Source organism: Tannerella forsythia, assembly GCF_003860135.1.
Classification (GTDB): Bacteria; Bacteroidota; Bacteroidia; order Bacteroidales; family Tannerellaceae; genus Tannerella; species Tannerella forsythia_A.
Genome location: NZ_RQYN01000001.1, coordinates 34686 through 52597 on the forward strand (window position 1 = coordinate 34686; position 17912 = coordinate 52597).

Annotated in this window: 13 protein-coding genes, 1 tRNA gene, 1 pseudogene and 1 CRISPR repeat array (1 of these 16 only partly in view); of the genes and pseudogenes, 5 read left to right on the top strand and 10 right to left on the bottom strand. The window is 44.7% G+C overall.

Annotated features, from left to right (window positions below; translation table 11 throughout):
• Positions 1–94 precede the first annotated feature (94 nt).
• Genes fabG through EII41_RS00185 form a run of 3 tightly spaced genes read right to left on the bottom strand, consistent with a single transcriptional unit; the run spans position 95 to position 2434 of the window.
• Entirely contained in the window at positions 95–841 is a 747-nt protein-coding gene (fabG, locus tag EII41_RS00175; RefSeq protein WP_124750425.1) for a 3-oxoacyl-[acyl-carrier-protein] reductase, read from the bottom strand.
• A 52-nt stretch (positions 842–893) separates the two neighbouring features.
• Positions 894–1838 (bottom strand): 3-oxoacyl-ACP synthase III family protein, encoded by a 945-nt coding sequence (locus EII41_RS00180; RefSeq protein WP_124788941.1) that lies wholly within the window; start codon positions 1836–1838, stop codon positions 894–896.
• Positions 1838–2434: a TetR/AcrR family transcriptional regulator gene (locus tag EII41_RS00185; RefSeq protein ID WP_124750423.1), complete on the bottom strand. Its 597-nt coding sequence runs from the start codon at positions 2432–2434 to the stop codon at positions 1838–1840. Before EII41_RS00185 ends, EII41_RS00180 begins: the two co-directional genes overlap by 1 nt.
• Before the next feature lie 149 nt (positions 2435–2583).
• Between EII41_RS00185 and EII41_RS00190 the strand changes: the two genes are divergently transcribed.
• Positions 2584–2655: transfer RNA gene (locus EII41_RS00190), tRNA-Met, on the top strand.
• 118 nt (positions 2656–2773) lie between these two features.
• On the opposite strand, the gene EII41_RS00195 is transcribed toward EII41_RS00190, so the two are convergent.
• From EII41_RS00195 to EII41_RS00220, 7 genes are all read right to left on the bottom strand, one after another.
• Positions 2774–3964: a 6-bladed beta-propeller gene (locus EII41_RS00195; RefSeq protein ID WP_124750422.1), complete on the bottom strand. Its 1191-nt coding sequence runs from the start codon at positions 3962–3964 to the stop codon at positions 2774–2776.
• 189 nt (positions 3965–4153) lie between these two features.
• Positions 4154–5830 (bottom strand): tetratricopeptide repeat protein, encoded by a 1677-nt coding sequence (locus EII41_RS00200; RefSeq protein WP_124788942.1) that lies wholly within the window; start codon positions 5828–5830, stop codon positions 4154–4156.
• 48 nt (positions 5831–5878) lie between these two features.
• Complete coding sequence (bglX, locus tag EII41_RS00205; RefSeq protein ID WP_185711777.1) at positions 5879–8152, bottom strand: beta-glucosidase BglX; 2274 nt, start codon at positions 8150–8152, stop codon at positions 5879–5881.
• Between the two features lie 255 nt (positions 8153–8407).
• Positions 8408–9094: an OmpA family protein gene (locus EII41_RS00210; protein WP_124750420.1), complete on the bottom strand. Its 687-nt coding sequence runs from the start codon at positions 9092–9094 to the stop codon at positions 8408–8410.
• Between the two features lie 183 nt (positions 9095–9277).
• Positions 9278–9628: a hypothetical protein gene (locus EII41_RS14030; RefSeq protein WP_148091733.1), complete on the bottom strand. Its 351-nt coding sequence runs from the start codon at positions 9626–9628 to the stop codon at positions 9278–9280.
• Between the two features lie 95 nt (positions 9629–9723).
• Entirely contained in the window at positions 9724–10209 is a 486-nt protein-coding gene (locus tag EII41_RS00215) for a hypothetical protein (protein ID WP_124788943.1), read from the bottom strand.
• Positions 10210–10629, bottom strand: coding sequence for a transposase (locus EII41_RS00220; protein WP_124788944.1), 420 nt, complete (start codon positions 10627–10629; stop codon positions 10210–10212).
• Between the two features lie 385 nt (positions 10630–11014).
• Between EII41_RS00220 and cas9 the strand changes: the two genes are divergently transcribed.
• The 4 genes and pseudogenes from cas9 to cas2 all read left to right on the top strand — a co-directional run bounded on the left by cas9 (position 11015) and on the right by cas2 (position 17283).
• Complete coding sequence (gene cas9, locus EII41_RS00225; protein ID WP_124788945.1) at positions 11015–15337, top strand: type II CRISPR RNA-guided endonuclease Cas9; 4323 nt, start codon at positions 11015–11017, stop codon at positions 15335–15337.
• Between the two features lie 362 nt (positions 15338–15699).
• Positions 15700–15971: pseudogene (rhuM, locus tag EII41_RS14060) on the top strand (RhuM family protein).
• A gap of 43 nt (positions 15972–16014) precedes the next feature.
• Entirely contained in the window at positions 16015–16947 is a 933-nt protein-coding gene (cas1, locus tag EII41_RS00240) for a type II CRISPR-associated endonuclease Cas1 (protein ID WP_124788946.1), read from the top strand.
• Positions 16948–16950: 3 nt separating this feature from the next.
• Complete coding sequence (cas2, locus tag EII41_RS00245; RefSeq protein ID WP_124788947.1) at positions 16951–17283, top strand: CRISPR-associated endonuclease Cas2; 333 nt, start codon at positions 16951–16953, stop codon at positions 17281–17283.
• Between the two features lie 109 nt (positions 17284–17392).
• Positions 17393–17912: direct repeats of the CRISPR family, unit length 47 nt; unit sequence GCTGTTTCCAATGGTTCAAAGATACTAATTTGAAAGCAAATCACAAC; it runs 2586 nt beyond the window's last position.

A 17912-nucleotide genomic window follows, 5' to 3' on the forward strand; every position in this document is an offset into this window, starting at 1 on the left:
CAAGGCAAGGCATAACCACCACGTAAGAAAATCGTTTGTCCGTTTCATGATACGGATTTTGTTCGGAGGGGAAGGCTTGTGCGCTTCGCCCTCGTTACATGTTCATACCGCCATCGATCTGGAGCACCTGTCCGGAAACGTACGACGACATATCCGAAGCGAGGAATACTGCCGTGTTAGCCACATCTTCGGGTGTACCTCCACGACGCAAGGGGATTCCTTTGATCCATTCTTCGCGGATGTTTGCGGGCAGTGCTGCCGTCATGGCCGTTTCGATAAAGCCCGGAGCAATGGCGTTGGCACGGATGCCTTTCGGTCCCATCTCCTGTGCGATGGACTTGGCCATGGCGATCATGCCGGCCTTCGAAGCGGCATAGTTCGCCTGACTGGCGTTGCCGTGTACCCCTACGACCGAGGCCATGTTGATGATGTTTCCGCTACGCCGGCTCATCATCACGGGCAGGCAGGCGTGAACGAAGTTGAACGCCGATTTCAAGTTGACGGCGATGACGGCGTCCCACTGTGCTTCGCTCATGCGCAGCATCAGGCCGTCTTTCGTGATTCCTGCGTTGTTGACGAGGATGTCCACACCGCCGAAGTCCTTCACAATTTCTTCAACCACCTGATGCGTTTCGTCGAAGTTCGCCGCGTTCGATGCGTATCCTTTCACTTTCACGCCGAAGGCTGCGATTTCTTTTTCCGTTGCCTGCGCGTTCTCGTCGATTACCAGATCGGTAAATGCTATGTTTGCTCCTTCCGAAGCGAATTTCAGGGCAATCGCTTTTCCGATGCCTCGTGCAGCGCCTGTCACCAGGGCTGTCTTTCCTTCCAGTAGTTTCATTTTATTGAATTTTTAAAGGTTTGTAATTCGTAAATTCTGTATCGTGTCTCAATTATATACGGATGAGGCAGGCTCCCGCCGAATATCCGCCGCCGAAAACGGTGATGCACACCAGATCGTTTTTCTTGAACCGGTCGATATGCTGGGCGAAGACGAGCGCGCAACTGGCCGAGCCGGTGTTACCCAGTTCCTCGATGTTACTCAGTATTTTTTCGTTGGGCATGCGGATGTTGCTCGCGATGTTCTTTAATATCCGCAAGTTGGCCTGATGGCCGATGAAGTAGCTGAGATCGTCGAGTGTATAGCCTCTCTTTTCCAACAAGCGCTTGGCGTTTTTGGGCATGTACGTGCACGCTTGTATGAAGACGTCTTTGCCTTCGGGCATGCGGATGCCTCCGTCGCGCGGACGCAGCTGGATGCCTTCAGGGCCTTTGCCGAGTGTACCGAGCGCCTCGGTGTAAATCTCCAGCACTTCGTAATCCTTCTCGCTCACACGCTCGTCCGAAATAAAAAAAGCCACGGCCGTGTCGCCCCAAAGATGGCCGGCCTTCGGATCGTCTTCGTTGCTGTAAGCCGAGTTTTTATCCCCTCCGATAATCAGCGCTTTTCGCGCCTTCCCGCAGGCGAAATACCCTTCGACGATTTCGAGCGCGTTCACAAACGACGAACAGGCCGACGAGATGGTGAATGCCTTGGCATCCTCAATTCCATAGGCGTGCTGTACGACATGAGCGGCTGTACCGACGGTGTCGTACGGTGAATACGTGGCGGCCACGATCAGGTCTACGTCTTTGATGTCGTACGGGAGCGAAGGCAAGGCGTTTCGTACGGCTTCGAGTCCCATCGTATTGATGTTCTCGTCGGCTCGCGCCCTCGCCCGTGTTTTTATGCCGGTGCGCTGCACGATCCAGTCGTCCGTCAACCCTGCTTTCTCCGTATAATACGAATTCGGGATTCGTTGTTCGGGGATATAAAATCCTGTAGCGTTAATATACATTAGTTCTTGATTTTAATACCGTTGAAGATGAGATTCATCATGTTCTGCCGCTCAATGATCCGGTCTCTTTCCGAGTCGCTGATATGTCCGCGAATGTAGGGAACCTCCAGCCCTTTCAGTGCATGATGAATAATCAGCGCCGTCACCCGGATGTCGGGAACATGGAAGATGCCTTCTTGGACGCCTTCCTCCAGAATATTGCAGATGATTTCCGTTTCGCGCTGATCGAACTTTTTGCGGGCTTTCTCGACCCGCCAGATATCGCGGAAGAACGTAGCCCGCAACGTACCGTTACGGAATACGATCGTTTTAACCGCATCTAAACGTATATATATAAAGGAAATCAGTTTCTCGTCGGCCGGCAGTTGTTTCGCGGCGACTTCGAGCAGCATCTCGAGCAGCTTGTTAAGCTCCGCTTCCACGACGGCCGAAAAGATATCGTCTTTGTTCTTGAAATACGTATACAGGGTGCGTCTGCCCTTTTGCGAAGCTTGTGCAATGTCGTTCATCGTCGTATTGTGATACCCCATGCGGGCAAAGAGTTGACGGGCGACATCAACTAACGTATCACGCGTTTTGGAAACGGCTATGGACATAAACTGCACACTTTCGTTAAATTTGTGCGCAAAAATAGATAAAAAACTTGCGATTTACCAATGCGCAGGAAAAAAAAACGGAATATTTTGTTTTTTCAAAAGAGTGTCGTATCTTTGCAGCCTCAAACAACAAATTTGAGACGATATATCGCGGAGTGGAGCAGTGGCAGCTCGTTGGGCTCATAACCCAAAGGTCGTAAGTTCGAATCTTGCCTCCGCAACTTTTCAAAAGGCGGATTTCCGAATATCGGAATCCGCCTTTTTTAGTAGATTGACCGGCCTGTTTTTTCGAAGAAATTCTCTCTAATCCATCATTAAGATGTGAAGGAGAGTAGGGGGCTACTTCTTTAGTTTCGCATAGAAAATATAGTTGTTATCGTTCTCACGAATATCGTTGCGAAGCTCCTGCAAACGTTTACGCTCTTTCTCACTTAACGATGTATTGTTTTTAAGCTGCGCCTCCAACTGGTCGATTAAATCGCCCGGATCCACATTCCACACATAATATCCGTTATAAAACGTAGGCCATTCCAGCGGCATATCGCCTAAATAATCGTTGTGTATTTTGTAGAATGCGCCTTTCAGCGTGTGCTTATCGACGATAAATTTCGCAGGATACTCGGTCGTTGATGTTGTTTCGGTCACTTTCTTCTCAATCGTGATATCTCCGATAAAATGGTTGGGAAGTTCCTGATACGAGTGAATCTTCCAAGAGCTTCCTTTGAAGTCGAGCGTAAACTTCGGGTCAAGGCGATTCGCGGCTGTGTTGTAATGATACACACTGTCCGGACGTTGCTCGAAGAATGTAAACAACGAACAATCGTAAGCTCCTGCATTTCGGTTTGAGAATACTTCGTTGCTGAAATCGGGTTGTATGGTCAAATGACCGGCAGGAATACTATCGATCATTTGGCCGGCAAAATCCTGCGTCCACGCCACGGCAGGAGCGCCGGTGAAGGGCAACATGAAAACCGAGATTTTAGACGCGCCGGCATCGACAAAGATTTTGCCTTTCGGCACACGGTATCTCAGCGGAATAGGATCGAGCGGTTCTCCTTGCAAGTTAAAACGTAATACCTTGTCGCTTTGCCACGGCAGAAGAAATATTTGCCCGCTTTGTTCGTCCAGCCATTCGTCATACACATTCTGATATTCGTTCGGCCCTTGTCCGAATGCTCCGATCGCGGTGATAAACTTACCGCTTTTGTCGAATAGTTTGAACGGATTGTTACGGTTGTTACGCACCAAAATATAACGTTCGCTCACTAATGTTGCTCCACCGCCTACCAACGCTTCGTCACGGTTATCGAGCTTGACCAGTTGTAGCTCTTCGGCGAAGAGACTCAGCGGCAGATCGACCGTGTCTTTGAGCTTCGTCAGATCGCACGAAATCACATCGGAGTCGCCGACTTTCACTTTTTCGGCGACCACATCCATGTCATTCAGTCCGGTTGCTTTTTCGTTTTTGCATCCCGGTAACATCATTCCGCCACATAGCAGAAAAGTCATAAGAAAATGTTTCTTCTTCATACCTTCATTTTTTAGTGTTATAACATTTGGAAATACCTTTGATCGGTACGACAAAAATAGCTTCAACAAGCGGTCTTGCGAAATTTTCAGGCGGACAATATATGATGTTTGTTTGGCTCTATTTTATTGAATAGTTGTTGTTTGCAAAATGAAGTGGCTGAAACAAGGCGGACAATCATACGGTGATTGTTACTGATCTTGCAGGAATGTGTCAAGATCGGTGTGTTTTTCCGTGATTTTAAACTTGTCGGTTTTCAGGCGATATTTTCGCTTCGTGATGGCTGATTTTGTTACGCAATAAATGTCGGATAAGTCTTGCAGGTTGACTCTCATTTTCACGAAACAGCAGAAATAAAGATCGTCGTCGGTTAACGACGGGTATTGCGTTTTAAGCTGCTCGATAAAGCCCGGATAGACTTCGTTGACACTTCGCGTAAGCTCGGCCCAATCGGTTTCTTTCATCCTGATTTTGTTACCGGTATCGGGTAATCTTTCATATAGTTCGCCTGCGTTTTCTTCATCGATATGTAACGACGGTATGCGGTGGAAGAAGTGGATGCGTCGGAACAGCGATTCTCGCAGCAATGCTTCTTTTTCTCGTAGCGCACTGATTTCCTGTTGCTGTTTAAGCAACACGTTTTGATGTGCTAACTCTCTGGCTTTGGTTTGCAGGCGAAGCGCTTGCCGATTCTTCTTCTGTCGCCAGAAAACAAAAAACAAGGTGACGGAAACCGCAAATACAACCAAAAGAATGGCTAACAATAAAATATCTTTTTCTTTCTGTTCGATTTTCAGCCGGTTGTTCTCATTCTTGAGCCGTTCGCTTTCGTAGCGGCGCTCAAGGGCTGCCATACGGATGTTCGATTCGATATGTTGCTTGGTCTCCTGTTTTTTCCAAAAGGTGCCGAACGCTTTTTCATGCAGTCCCTGCTTTTCATACCAGTTGGACAAAAAGCCATAGGCGATATCGGCCACGATAGGATCGTTTCCCTGAATCGCTTGTTCAAAATAGTATCGGGCTGAGTCAGGCTGGTTTTGCTTGTCAAACAGCATGGCCTGTGCCAGGTTGCGTGTCGGAATGTCTTCACGATTCACCCGCAAGGCATGTTCCTGTTTCTTGTATCGTAGGGCTTCTTCGAAATCGTCCCGGTCTGCATAGAGATCGCTTAGCCTGCTGAGAGCGACGCTTTGCTGAGCGGGAGCATGGTTTTTCTCGGCTATTGCCAATGCTTGCCGACACATATCAATAGCATCTTCTATCGCGTGATCGTATTTATAGGCCTGTGCCAGATCCAGCAATGTGTAAACTTTTCCTTCGGTATTGGTTTCTCCGTCAAGAAGGTTGAGTACCGTCCGGTAATTTTTTACAGCTGCTTTCGTACGACCAAGATATAAGTTCGCATAGCCGGACATGCCTTGCGTGCGGATACGTTTGTGGTGACCACTCACTTCGGGAGAAATGACGTTCTCGGCAGCGGCAAAATAATGTACCGCCGAGTCATACTTTGAGGTCGAGAAGAAAAACATCGCTTTGGTGTACAGGGCATCGAATAACGCGGTAGAATCGTTTGTTTCTCGATAATAGGCGATCGCGAAACTGACGAGCGAGTCGGAAGGAGGCCGGTTGCCCGTCATCAGCATGGTACGGGTCAGCAACAGTCCGTACTTTGCATAGTCGGGTCTCTTGAAGTTTTCACTGTTGTTGACGGCTTGCAGCTTTGTCAGGGCATCTGCGGGCAACGAATCCGATAACATTCCCGCCTCATGCAGCAGTTGTTGGTCACGATATGCGTCTCCGCATGAAAAAAGGAGGAGCTGCATGATGACGGGAATGTATCGTATGACAAATGAATGTCTTAAACTCATGGAATCCGTTACAAAGATCACTAAAAAGTACGCGATGTTCCTGTTTTATTATTCAAGACTAAACCGAACCGTTTGGACGTCGGCGCTGTTGCGGCCGATCATCAGTTCGAATTCGCCCGGTTCGCACACATAGTCGAGGTCGGCATTATAGAAACGGAGATCGTCCGTTGTGACATCGAACGATACAGTCTGCGTTTCACCGCGTTTCAGACTGATTCGCCGGAATCCTTTCAGCTCTTTGACCGGACGGGATACACTGCCTACCACATCGCGAATATAGAGTTGTACCACCTCGTCCGCGTCGTATGCGCCCGTATTCGTTACTTCGACCGTAGCCGTGATCTTCCCCCCTTCGTAGAGCGTATGACGATCGAGCCGCACTTCGCCGTATGAAAAAGTCGTGTACGAAAGTCCGTAGCCGAACGGGAAAAGCGGATCGTTGTCTACATCGAGGAAGTTGCTCCGGAACTTGGAAAACCATCGGCGTTCGGGGCGTCCGGTGTTCAGGTGATTGTAGTAGAGGGGGAGCTGCCCGGTGCTTTTAGGCATGGAGATGACTAACCGTCCGCCCGGCACCCGCTCGCCGAACAGTACGTCGCAGATGGCATCGCCTGCTTCGCTTCCTCCGAACCAGACGTTGAGAATGGCCGGAAAATGTTCGTTCTCCCACGTCATCACCGTGCTGCGACCCGAAAAATATACAAGGACAATAGGCTTTCCGGTCTTTTTTAAGGCGGCCAGCAGGTCGCGCTGGGCATCAGGCAAGGTGAGGTCGCTGCGGCTGCTGCATTCCCCACTCATTCCCGACGATTCGCCTACGGCGGCTACGATCACATCGGCTCCGGCTACAGTTTCGAGCGCTTCGCGCAGGATTTCTTCCGCCGGGCGTTCGTCTCTTTCCGGACCTCCGAAGGCTTTCGCGTTTTTCTCCAGTCCGGCATCGTGCATCAGATTCGAGCCTTTGGCATACACGACTTCCGCCTTCGTGCCTACGGCATCTTTCATCGCTTCGTAGAGCGACTTGTATCCTTCGGGACGGGCGGCAACGCTCCACGTTCCGGGCATGTCGAAGCGACTGTCGGCCATCGGGCCTACCACCGCGATACGTCCGCTGCGTCGAAGCGGTAATATTCCGCCGTCGTTCTTAAGCAGCACGAACGTTTGCGCCGCTATGCGACGGGCTTCGGAACGATGCGCGGAGGTGAAGATTTCCTTTTCGGCCCGGCGAGCGTCCAGATAACGGTAAGGATCGTCGAACAATCCCAGTTTGTATTTGGCTTCCAATATCCGCCGACAAGCACGATCGATCGCTTCTATCGTCACTTTTCCTTCACGGAGCGATGCTTCGAGCGTACCGACAAACCCGTCGGAGACCATATCCATGTCTGTGCCGGCATGGAGCGCGAGAGCCGAGACTTGTTTCAGATCGCCCATGCCGTGCTCCGTCATCTCCGCAATCGCGGTATAGTCCGTGACGACAAAGCCTCCGAAATCCCACATGTCGCGCAGCACGTCGGTCAGCAGCCACTTATTGCCTGTTGCGGGAATACCGTCGACGACGTTGAACGAGGTCATTACCGAGCCGGCTCCGGCGTCGATGGCTGCCTTATACGGCGGAAAGTAGTCGTTGAACATAGTGCGCCGGCTCATGTCGACCGTATTATAATCGCGTCCGGCTTCCGAAGCTCCGTAAAGAGCGAAGTGCTTTACGCATGCCATGAGCGTATTCGCGGCAGATAAATCATGGCCCTGATACCCTTCGACCATTGCCCGGGCGATCTGCGCGCCCAGATACGGGTCTTCGCCGGCCCCTTCGGCCATCCGTCCCCAACGACCGTCCCGACAGAGGTCGACCATCGGGCTGAACGTCCAGCAAATGCCGTCGGCCGAAGCTTCCACGGCCGCGATACGTGCCGACTGTTTCACGGCGTCCATGTCCCAGCTGCATGCTAACGCAAGAGGGATCGGGAAAACGGTCTCATATCCGTGAATCACATCCATCCCAAAGAGAAGCGGAATTTTCAAACGGCTTTTTTCTACGGCAATCTCCTGCAAGGCGCGGATGTTCGCGACGCCTTTCAGGTTGAACAGTCCGCCGACCTGTCCACGCTCAATCTTCGCCGCAATATCGCTGCTCTTGGCTTCGCCCGTAACGATATTTCCCGAAACAGGCAAATTCAACTGACCGATCTTCTCTTGTAGCGTCATTCGGTTCATCAGCTCATCGATAAACCGGTCCATCTTCGAGGTTTCCCGGCCTGCAACCGTCGTTGACACGAACCAGCACCCCGCTAACATGATACTCACAATATACTTCTTCATAGGTTCTGTTTATTAAATGGATTAACGTAAATTCGACGTAAAATTAGTAAAACATTTCTTGTTTGGATGATTTCTCGTGTAAATAGCGTTTTTCGTTTAGCAAGAAAATGGTTTACAACCGAAAGAATTCGGTTTTCTCGTTCAGAGACGTGATGGCAATATCGTTACAGGATAACACAAAAGAGACGACCACCGGAAACCGTTCGATCGGTTGGGGGAGGCCGCCTCTTTCTGTTTTGTGATCCTTTGAAAGGATTATTCTCCGGCTTCTCGCTTGGCTTCCTTTACCATCTTTTCGTTCGCACTGATCATGATTTCAACGCGTCGATTCTGTGCACGTCCTCCAACGGTCGTATTATCGGCCACCGGCTGATGAATGCCTTTGCCTTCGTACATCATTCGTTTCGTGCTGACTCCCTGCTCTACCAAATAGTCGTACACGCTTTTGGCGCGCCGCTCCGAAAGCGTCTGATTGTAGTCCACCTTTCCCGTGTTGTCCGTATGACCTACGATGCGGAGGTTCGTATCGAGGTTTCTCTCCAGATTCGTAGCTAAGTTACGCAGTGCCGACTTCGAAGCTTCGCTGACGGTGCTTGAGTTCGTAGCAAACAAGATGCCCGAGTCGAACGTCACCTTCAATGCCGGTGCCTGTCCTTCTTCTTCCACCACTTCCACCTTTGTTTCTTCCGGAAGTACTTCCTCCAACTCTTTCTTCTGCTTGTCCATCTTCTTGCCGATGATGGCGCCTGCCGCGCCGCCTACCGCCGCGCCGATCACGGCGCCCAAGGCCGTATTTCCGGCAATCTTTCCGACTCCCGCGCCTACCGCCGCACCACCGCCTACACCGATGGCTGTTCCTTTCGTCGTGTTGCTTGCCCCACAGCCGGAGAGCAATATCGCTGCACTAAGCAGCATCATAATCCATAGATTCACTCTTTTCATATTCTTTGCAAATAAATTAATGTTTGTAATGTTCGTTTCTTTTTGCCTTTGTGTCTATATAACAATTGAAATACGCCGCAAGTTACGAAAAAGTTCATTTATCCGCAAAATAATTTCAAGAGGTGCCGTTTGGGTAAATTCGACCAACAAAGACTTTCTTTCTACTGACAAATTTACAGAAAATTATCCGCTTTTCACGTCCGGGCTCTTTGTTTCACCTGCGGAATCTGATGCACTCTTGCCGACGATGTTTTTTTGTTTCCGGATTATTCGATGCTTTTGTGATAAGTCTTCAAAATATTCCCGATTTGTCCTGATATCCAGCCAACCCTTTCTTCCGTCACGGACGATGTGGTAAAACGATCGGGGATGTTGCTTGATTTCATCATACTGTGCTGTGGTGTGACGTGGAAAGATGCCGATCTTGCCTTCGTTGTGAAAATAGAACAGTCCGTCTTTGCCGAAAGTAATGGAATCATTGACAAGCGGCAGAACGATTTTCCAAACGATGCTTTTTGAGGGATATTGTTGCAACGTTATTGAAAAATAGGGGTTATTGGTATATTCCTCTGACTTTGTTGCAACGGTAGTAAAGACAGTATTTTTCTTTTCTGTGGTTGCACTGTACATTAAGATATTTTGTAAGCTTCGGGCACACCTATCCCGATGAATTTGTTCAATACCATACAGTTGAGTTTTATTTCGGTCGTCTGATCCTCAAGTGTTCGGGCATTTAATTCTCCTCCGAAAATCGTCTTATACCGGAACATCGCCACTTCGTTGAGACTTTGTCGGTGGTAGCCGTTTTCCTTTTTCCAACGCTTCGTGCCGTGTTGGTTTATGACTTCCACGGCTCCATTACCCTGAATCAGATAATCGGGCAAAGGTTTCTTTCTGGTACCCTTTTGTATGACTGCATTTTTCGGAGGCGGAATGATCTGAAGAATATCGCTTCCCAAAAATTCTCTGAATCCGAACTTATCGTATGCCCCATCTGGGATAAATCGATCAATATGAGAGGTCTTACCTTTGAGCAGTTTAGCCCCTACGGAGGCATCATCCTCATCGTAGCCGGTTAATTCCCCCCAGAGGATTTCCTGTGTGTCCAAATCCATTCAGAGCTGAAGCTTTTGCCACGTGCGACGTTTCGAATAGCCCTGTTTACGCACTTTCCATTCGCCTTCCCCATACACTTTCAAGCCCGTAGAATCTATCCCCACCGATAAATTCTCACCCCTTGCCAACCTGTTCCCGATGTCTACAGGAAGGCTCTTCTGACGACGGCAAAGCGTTGTGTAATCCGGAACCGGCAAATGACTTTTACCCATCAGCATAAATAAACTTTCAAGAAAACCCGTACTCCGGCGTAGTTTCAGCCCATAATTGATTTTCAACAACAGGCAACACTTCAATGATACTGTCGCAATAAGTTCGTTCGCCCACTCTCTTACCCTTTTGGGAGGCTTCTTCCCACTCATCGAATACCGAATCATGTAGCCATAATGTGATACGACCACGACGGCATAAACTTCCATTGTATTCTTTCCAATTCCTTATTTTATAGCTATCTTTGTGCGAGGTTGTTGGTAAGGTACTCATACGTATCTACATTTTTAGTTTGCAAATACAAAAATAGACCAATAACCCTTACTTTTAAATACCGTTGCAACAAAGTCGTTTTCAACTCTGGATTCGCATTATTTACATAATGCTACTTATTTGCCGGTTAATGATGTAGGGACTTTAGAAGAAAAAAAGGACGAGGCAAATGCCCCATCCTAAATGTTTTCACAACGGAATAATCCTTATTGTGATTTGCTTCAAATTAGTGAGACAAAGATACGAAATAATTTTTATTATAATGTTTGTTTATGAGAGAAAATTAATATATTTGGGGTGTTTTAACAAAATAAGTTAAATATGAAAAGGATATTAGGATTAGATTTAGGGACTAATAGTATCGGTTGGGCATTGGTAGACGAGGCGGAAAATAAAGACGAAAGGTCGTCAATTGTTAAGCTTGGTGTGAGAGTAAATCCTTTAACAGTAGATGAATTGACTAATTTCGAGAAAGGAAAAAGCATTACGACGAATGCGGATAGAACATTCAAGAGAGGCATGCGGCGTAATCTACAACGCTACAAACTTCGTCGTGAAACTTTAATGGAAGTGTTGAAAGAACACAAATTGATAACAGAGGATACTATACTTTCGGAAAATGGTAACCGAACAACATTTGAGACATACCGATTAAGGGCAAAGGCGGCAACAGAGAAAATCTCGTTGGAGGAGTTTGCGCGAGTATTGCTGATGATTAACAAAAAACGTGGTTATAAAAGTAGTCGCAAAGCAAAGGGAACGGAAGAAGGTACGTTGATTGACGGTATGGATATAGCTCGTGAACTTTATAATAACAACCTTACGCCTGGTGGGTTATGCTTGCAACTTCTTGATGCAGGTAAGAAATTCTTGCCCGATTTTTATCGCTCTGATTTGCAGAATGAACTTGATAGAATTTGGGAAAAACAAAAAGAATATTATCCGGAGATTCTTACTGATGTATTAAGAGAAGAGTTGAGAGGGAAAAAGCGTGATGCTGTTTGGGCTATTTGTTACAAATATTTCGTATGGAAAGAATCCTATACAGAATGGAACAACGAGGAAGGCAAAACCGAACAACTGGAAAGAGAACATAAGCTGGAAGGTATTTATAGTAAACGGAAAAGGGATGAAGCGAAAAGAGAGAATCTGCAATGGCGGGTAAATGGTTTGAAGGAAAAATTGTCGTTGGAACAATTGGTTGTTGTTTTGCAAGAAATGAATACCCAAATCAATAATTCAAGCGGTTATCTTGGCGCAATCAGTGATAGGAGTAAGGAGTTGTACTTTAATAAACAGACTGTTGGGCAGTATCAAATGGAAATGCTGGATAAGAATCCCAATGTGAGTTTGCGAAATATGGTGTTCTATCGCCAGGATTATTTGGATGAGTTTAATACGCTTTGGGAAAAACAAACTGTATATCATAAAGAACTGACAGAGGAGCTGAAAAAAGAAATCCGTGATATTATCATTTTTTATCAGCGTAGATTGAAGAGTCAGAAAGGATTAATCGGTTTTTGCGAGTTTGAAAGCCGGCAGATAGAGGTAGAGATAGATGGCAAGAAAAAGATTAAAACTATAGGCAGTAGGGTGATCCCCCGTTCTTCTCCCTTGTTTCAGGAGTTTAAAATATGGCAGATATTAAACAATATCGAAATAACAGTTGTCGGGAAGAAGAGCAAACGGAGAAAACTGAAAGGCAATTCTCCTGCTCTTTTTGACAAGCTTGACGACACCGAACAATTGGAACTGAGAGGCAGGCGTAATTTGTATCAAGAAGAAAAAGAATTGCTTGCCCAAGAACTCTTTGTTCGTGATAAGATGACGAAGTCGGATGTTTTGAAATTATTATTTGATAATCCACAAGAATTGGATTTAAATTTTAAAACGATTGATGGCAACAAGACTGGGTATGCGTTGTTTCAGGCGTACAGCAAAATGATTGAGATGTCCGGGCATGAACCAATTGACTTCAAACAATCGGCTGAGAAGATTATTGAGCATGTAAAAACGGTTTTTGCTTTTCTTAATTGGAATACGGACATTCTATGTTTTAACTCGAAGGAGGAATTAGACAGTCAATCTTATTACAAACTCTGGCATTTATTGTATTCTTTTGAGGGGGACAATACGACAACAGGAAACGGTCGGTTGGTTCAAAAGATGACAGAACTGTATGGCTTTGAGAAAGCATACGCCACTATATTGGCAAATGTTACTTTTCAAGATGATTATGGCAGTCTGAGCGCAAAGGCTATTCATAAGATTCTGCCTCATTTAAAAGAAGGTAATCAGTATGATGTGGCTTGTGCGTATGCCGGATACAGGCATTCAAAATCGTCCTTAACCAAGGAAGAAATAGTAAACAAGGAGTTGAAAGACAGGCTTATGCTTCTTCCCAAGAATAGCTTGCGCAATCCTGTGGTGGAAAAGATTCTGAACCAGATGGTAAACGTAATCAATACCATTATAGACACTTATGGTAAACCGGATGAGATACGTGTAGAACTTGCCCGTGAGTTGAAGAAGAATGCCAAAGAGCGTGAAGAGCTGACTAAAGCCATTTCACAAACTACCAAAGCGCATGAGGAATATAAGGCACTTTTACAGAAAGAGTTTGGTTTGACAAATGTAAGCCGTACTGATATTCTGCGTTATAAGCTTTACAAAGAGTTAGAATCGTGTGGGTATAAAACTCTTTATTCCAATACGTATATTCCGAGAGAAAAACTGTTTAGTAAAGAATTTGATATTGAACATATCATTCCACAAGCACGGCTTTTCGATGATAGCTTTTCAAATAAAACACTTGAAGCTCGTAGTGTAAATATTGAAAAAGGGAATAAAACAGCGTATGATTTTGTCAAAGAAAAATATGGTGAAAGCGGATCCGACAATAGTTTAGAACATTATTTAAATAATATCGAAGATTTGTTTAAGTGGGGGAAAATATCAAGGAGCAAATACAACAAGCTGAAAATGAATGAGCAGGATATTCCTGACGGTTTTATTGAACGTGACCTGCGTAATACGCAATATATTGCGAAAAAGGCTCTGTCTATGTTGAATGAAATTTCTCGTCGTGTGGTTGCTACAAGTGGTTCGGTAACTGACAAGTTGCGTGAGGATTGGCAGTTGGTTGATTTGATGAAAGAATTGAACTGGGAAAAATATAAGGCATTAGGATTGGTTGAATATTTTGAAGATAGAGACGGAAAGCAAATAGGTAGAATCAAGGATTGGACGAAACGGAATGATCATCGTCATCATGCGATGGATGCGTTGACAGTAGCATTTACAAAGGATGTATTCATCCAGTATTTTAATAACAAAAATGCTAGTCTGAATCCTAACACAAATGAGTATGCAATAAAGAACAAATATTTTCAAAATGGTAGGGCGATTCCGCCTATGCCCTTGGGTGAGTTTCGTGCGGAAGCTAAAAAGCACTTGGAAAATACTTTGATTTCGATTAAAGCGAAGAATAAGGTCATTACGGATAATGTTAACAAGACGAAGAAAAGGGGGGGGGTACACAAAAAAGTACAACAGACACCACGTGGGCAGTTGCATCAGGAAACAATCTATGGCAGTGGCAAACAATATTTGGCAAGGGAAGAAAAGGTGAATGTTTTGTTTGATATCGGGAAAATTATGACTGTGAGCAAACCTGCTTATAGAGATGCATTGTTGAAACGTTTACATGAAAATGGTAATGATCCGAAGAAAGCGTTTACTGGAAAGAATTCACCGGATAAACAGCCCATTTGGTTGGATAAGGAACAAACCAAGAAAGTGCCTGAAAGAGTGAAAACTGTAACACTTGAAGCGATTTATACTATACGTAAAGATATTATACCTAAGGGCTCCTCTTCTTATTTGAAAGTTGATGAGGTGATAGATGGAGGTGTACGGAAAATACTAACTGACAGATTAAATGAATATGGCAATGATGCAAAAAAAGCATTCTCCAACCTTGATGAGAATCCTATTTGGCTGAATAAAGAGAAAGGTATATCCATTAAGCGAGTTACGATTTCAGGAATCAGTAATGCGCAGTCATTGCATGTGAAAAAGGATAAGGATGGCAAACCTATATTGGATGAGAATGGTAGAAATATTCCTGTTGATTTTGTTAAGACAGGGAATAATCACCATGTGGCAGTTTATCGTAAGCCAGTTATAAAAAGAGGGCAATGGGCGGTTGATGAGGCTGGCAATCCCAAGTATGAATTGGAGGAGGTTGTGGTTAGCTTCTTTGAAGCAGTCACAAGGGCCAATCTTGGTCAACCGATTATTGACAATGATTATAAAACGAGTGAAGGTTGGCAATTCCTTTTCAGTATGAAACAAAACGAGTATTTTGTTTTTCCAAATGAAAAGACTGGATTTAATCCGAAAGAAATTGATTTGATGGATGCAGAGAATTATGGGTTGGTAAGTCCTAATTTGTTTAGGGTGCAGAAATTCTCTCATAAGAATTATGTTTTTAGACACCATTTAGAAACTACGATTAAGGATACAAGTTCTATTCTGAGAGGTATTACATGGATAGATTTTCGTAGTTCAAAAGGCTTGGACGCTATTGTTAAAGTTCGTGTTAATCACATCGGCCAAATAGTGTCGGTAGGAGAATACTAATGTGATAAAAGACTTATGAACAACAATAGTACACCAATTTCCTCTGATTTCTTTCTTTACAAAGACAGTAATGGAGAAGTGAAAGTCGAAATCTATATCTTTAAGGAAAGGGTATGGCTGCCGCAGGACCAGATTGCACAATTGTTCGGTGTGCACAGAAGCGTAGTGACTAAACATTTAAAGAATGTATATAAAAGAGGAGAGTTGTTGAAAGAAAAAAACTTGTGCAATTTTTGCATAAGTTCAATGAATGATTGAAGAATCCACAAACGCTGTTTTGTAAGGATTATTTCAAAGAATAATTAGTTCGCATTCGTGACATTCGTAGCAGCGAACGACGCCTCTATCAGAAAATAACAGATATTTATTCACAACGCAGTGCCGACTATGAAGCGGGTAGCGATGTAACCCAAGAAGTTTTTTTGCAAATAAATTGTATTGGGCAATTTCTGGGAAAACGGTAGCTGAAATTATTGTTTTTCGTGTGGATGATGGTAAGCCTAATATGGGATTGACTACTTGGAGAGTGCATCTCAACGAAGAGGCCGTGCTACAACATAGTGGGGTGAGCCATGAGATGGCCAAAGCATTAGTGGAACAGGAATATGACAAATTTTATGTTGAACAATCTTAGTGTTATGAATTAAATTTTAACAAAACTTAAAAAGAGATGGGCCATGATTAAGAAAACACTTTATTTTGGGAATCCGGTTTATCTATCGTTACGAAATGCACAGCTGGTCATCAAGCTGCCCGGTGTGGAAAAAGCAACGGCTTTGCCGGAAACGTTGAAAAAGCAGGCGGAAGTAACGAAGCCTATAGAGGACATTGGAATCGTTGTGTTGGATAACAAGCAGATAACCATTACTTCTAGTGTGCTGGAGGCTTTGCTTGAGAATAATTGTTCCGTAATCACTTGTGATAGAGGTGGTATGCCAGTCGGATTAATGCTTCCTCTTTATGGAAATACAACGCAGAATGAACGTTTTCGTAAACAATTGGATACGTCGCTTCCTTTGAAGAAACAACTCTGGCAGCAAACTATTCAAGCGAAAATCAACAATCAAGCATCTGTACTTAAAGATTGTATGAACGAGGAAATAAAGTGTATGCGTGTTTGGGCTACCAATGTGCGTAGTGGCGACCCAGACAATTTGGAAGCGCGTGCTGCTGCATATTATTGGAAATCTTTATTCGCTGATGTTGATGGTTTCACTCGGGAGCGTGAAGGAATTCCTCCCAACAATCTATTGAACTATGGATATGCCATTCTTCGTGCGGTGATGGCGCGTGGACTGGTGATAAGCGGACTGCTTCCTACGTTGGGAATCCATCATCACAATCGCTATAATGCTTATTGTTTAGCGGATGATATAATGGAACCTTATCGTCCTTATGTGGATGAATTAGTGTTTAGTTTGGCACAAGAATATGGAAAAAATGCGGAGTTGACGAAAGAGGTAAAAGCCCGATTGCTTACTGTTCCGACATTGGAAGTGATAATTGGAGGCAAGCGTAGTCCGTTGATGGTTGCGGTGGGCCGAACTACTGCTTCACTTTATAAATGTTTTAGTGGAGAGCTTCGGAGAATTGCCTATCCTGAACGATAGACTATGAATCGCTTTAGTGAATATCGAATTATGTGGGTGCTTGTTCTTTTTGATCTGCCTACTGAAACGAAGAAAGAAAAGAAGGCTTATGCGGATTTCAGAAAGAATTTGCAAAAGGATGGTTTTACGATGTTTCAGTTTTCCATTTATGTACGTCATTGTGCTAGTAGCGAGAATGCTGTAGTACATATAAAAAGAGTTAAATCTTTTCTTCCAGAATTTGGGCATGTCGGAATCATGTGTATTACAGACAAACAATTTGGGAATATAGAACTTTTTTATGGAAAAAAAGTGCAAGATGTCAATACACCGGGACAGCAATTGGAGTTGTTCTAGAAAACAAAATCTCGCATTAATGCGAGATTTTGTACTAGGAACGCCCGTCTTTTTCTTTTTTCTGAAATACTTTTTAATTCATTGAAAAACATTTCGTTATTTAAAATGTGCTGTTTCCAATGGTTCAAAGATACTAATTTGAAAGCAAATCACAACCCGACGCTTTTACTCCTTCTTCTCTAAGGCTGTTTCCAATGGTTCAAAGATACTAATTTGAAAGCAAATCACAACTGCTTCCTGCGACACCTGATAGGCGTCGTTGCTGTTTCCAATGGTTCAAAGATACTAATTTGAAAGCAAATCACAACTGTTGACATATTCTTTCGTCGATACACCTGCTGTTTCCAATGGTTCAAAGATACTAATTTGAAAGCAAATCACAACATCAGTCGAGCTTATCAAGAGCATTAGCTGCTGTTTCCAATGGTTCAAAGATACTAATTTGAAAGCAAATCACAACAAAAGAACATTGACTTTGCAGCGTATGTAGCTGTTTCCAATGGTTCAAAGATACTAATTTGAAAGCAAATCACAACCGTCGAACGCTTGTACACGAAATCCGCCGGCTGTTTCCAATGGTTCAAAGATACTAATTTGAAAGCAAATCACAACCGGCACTTTGTGCATAA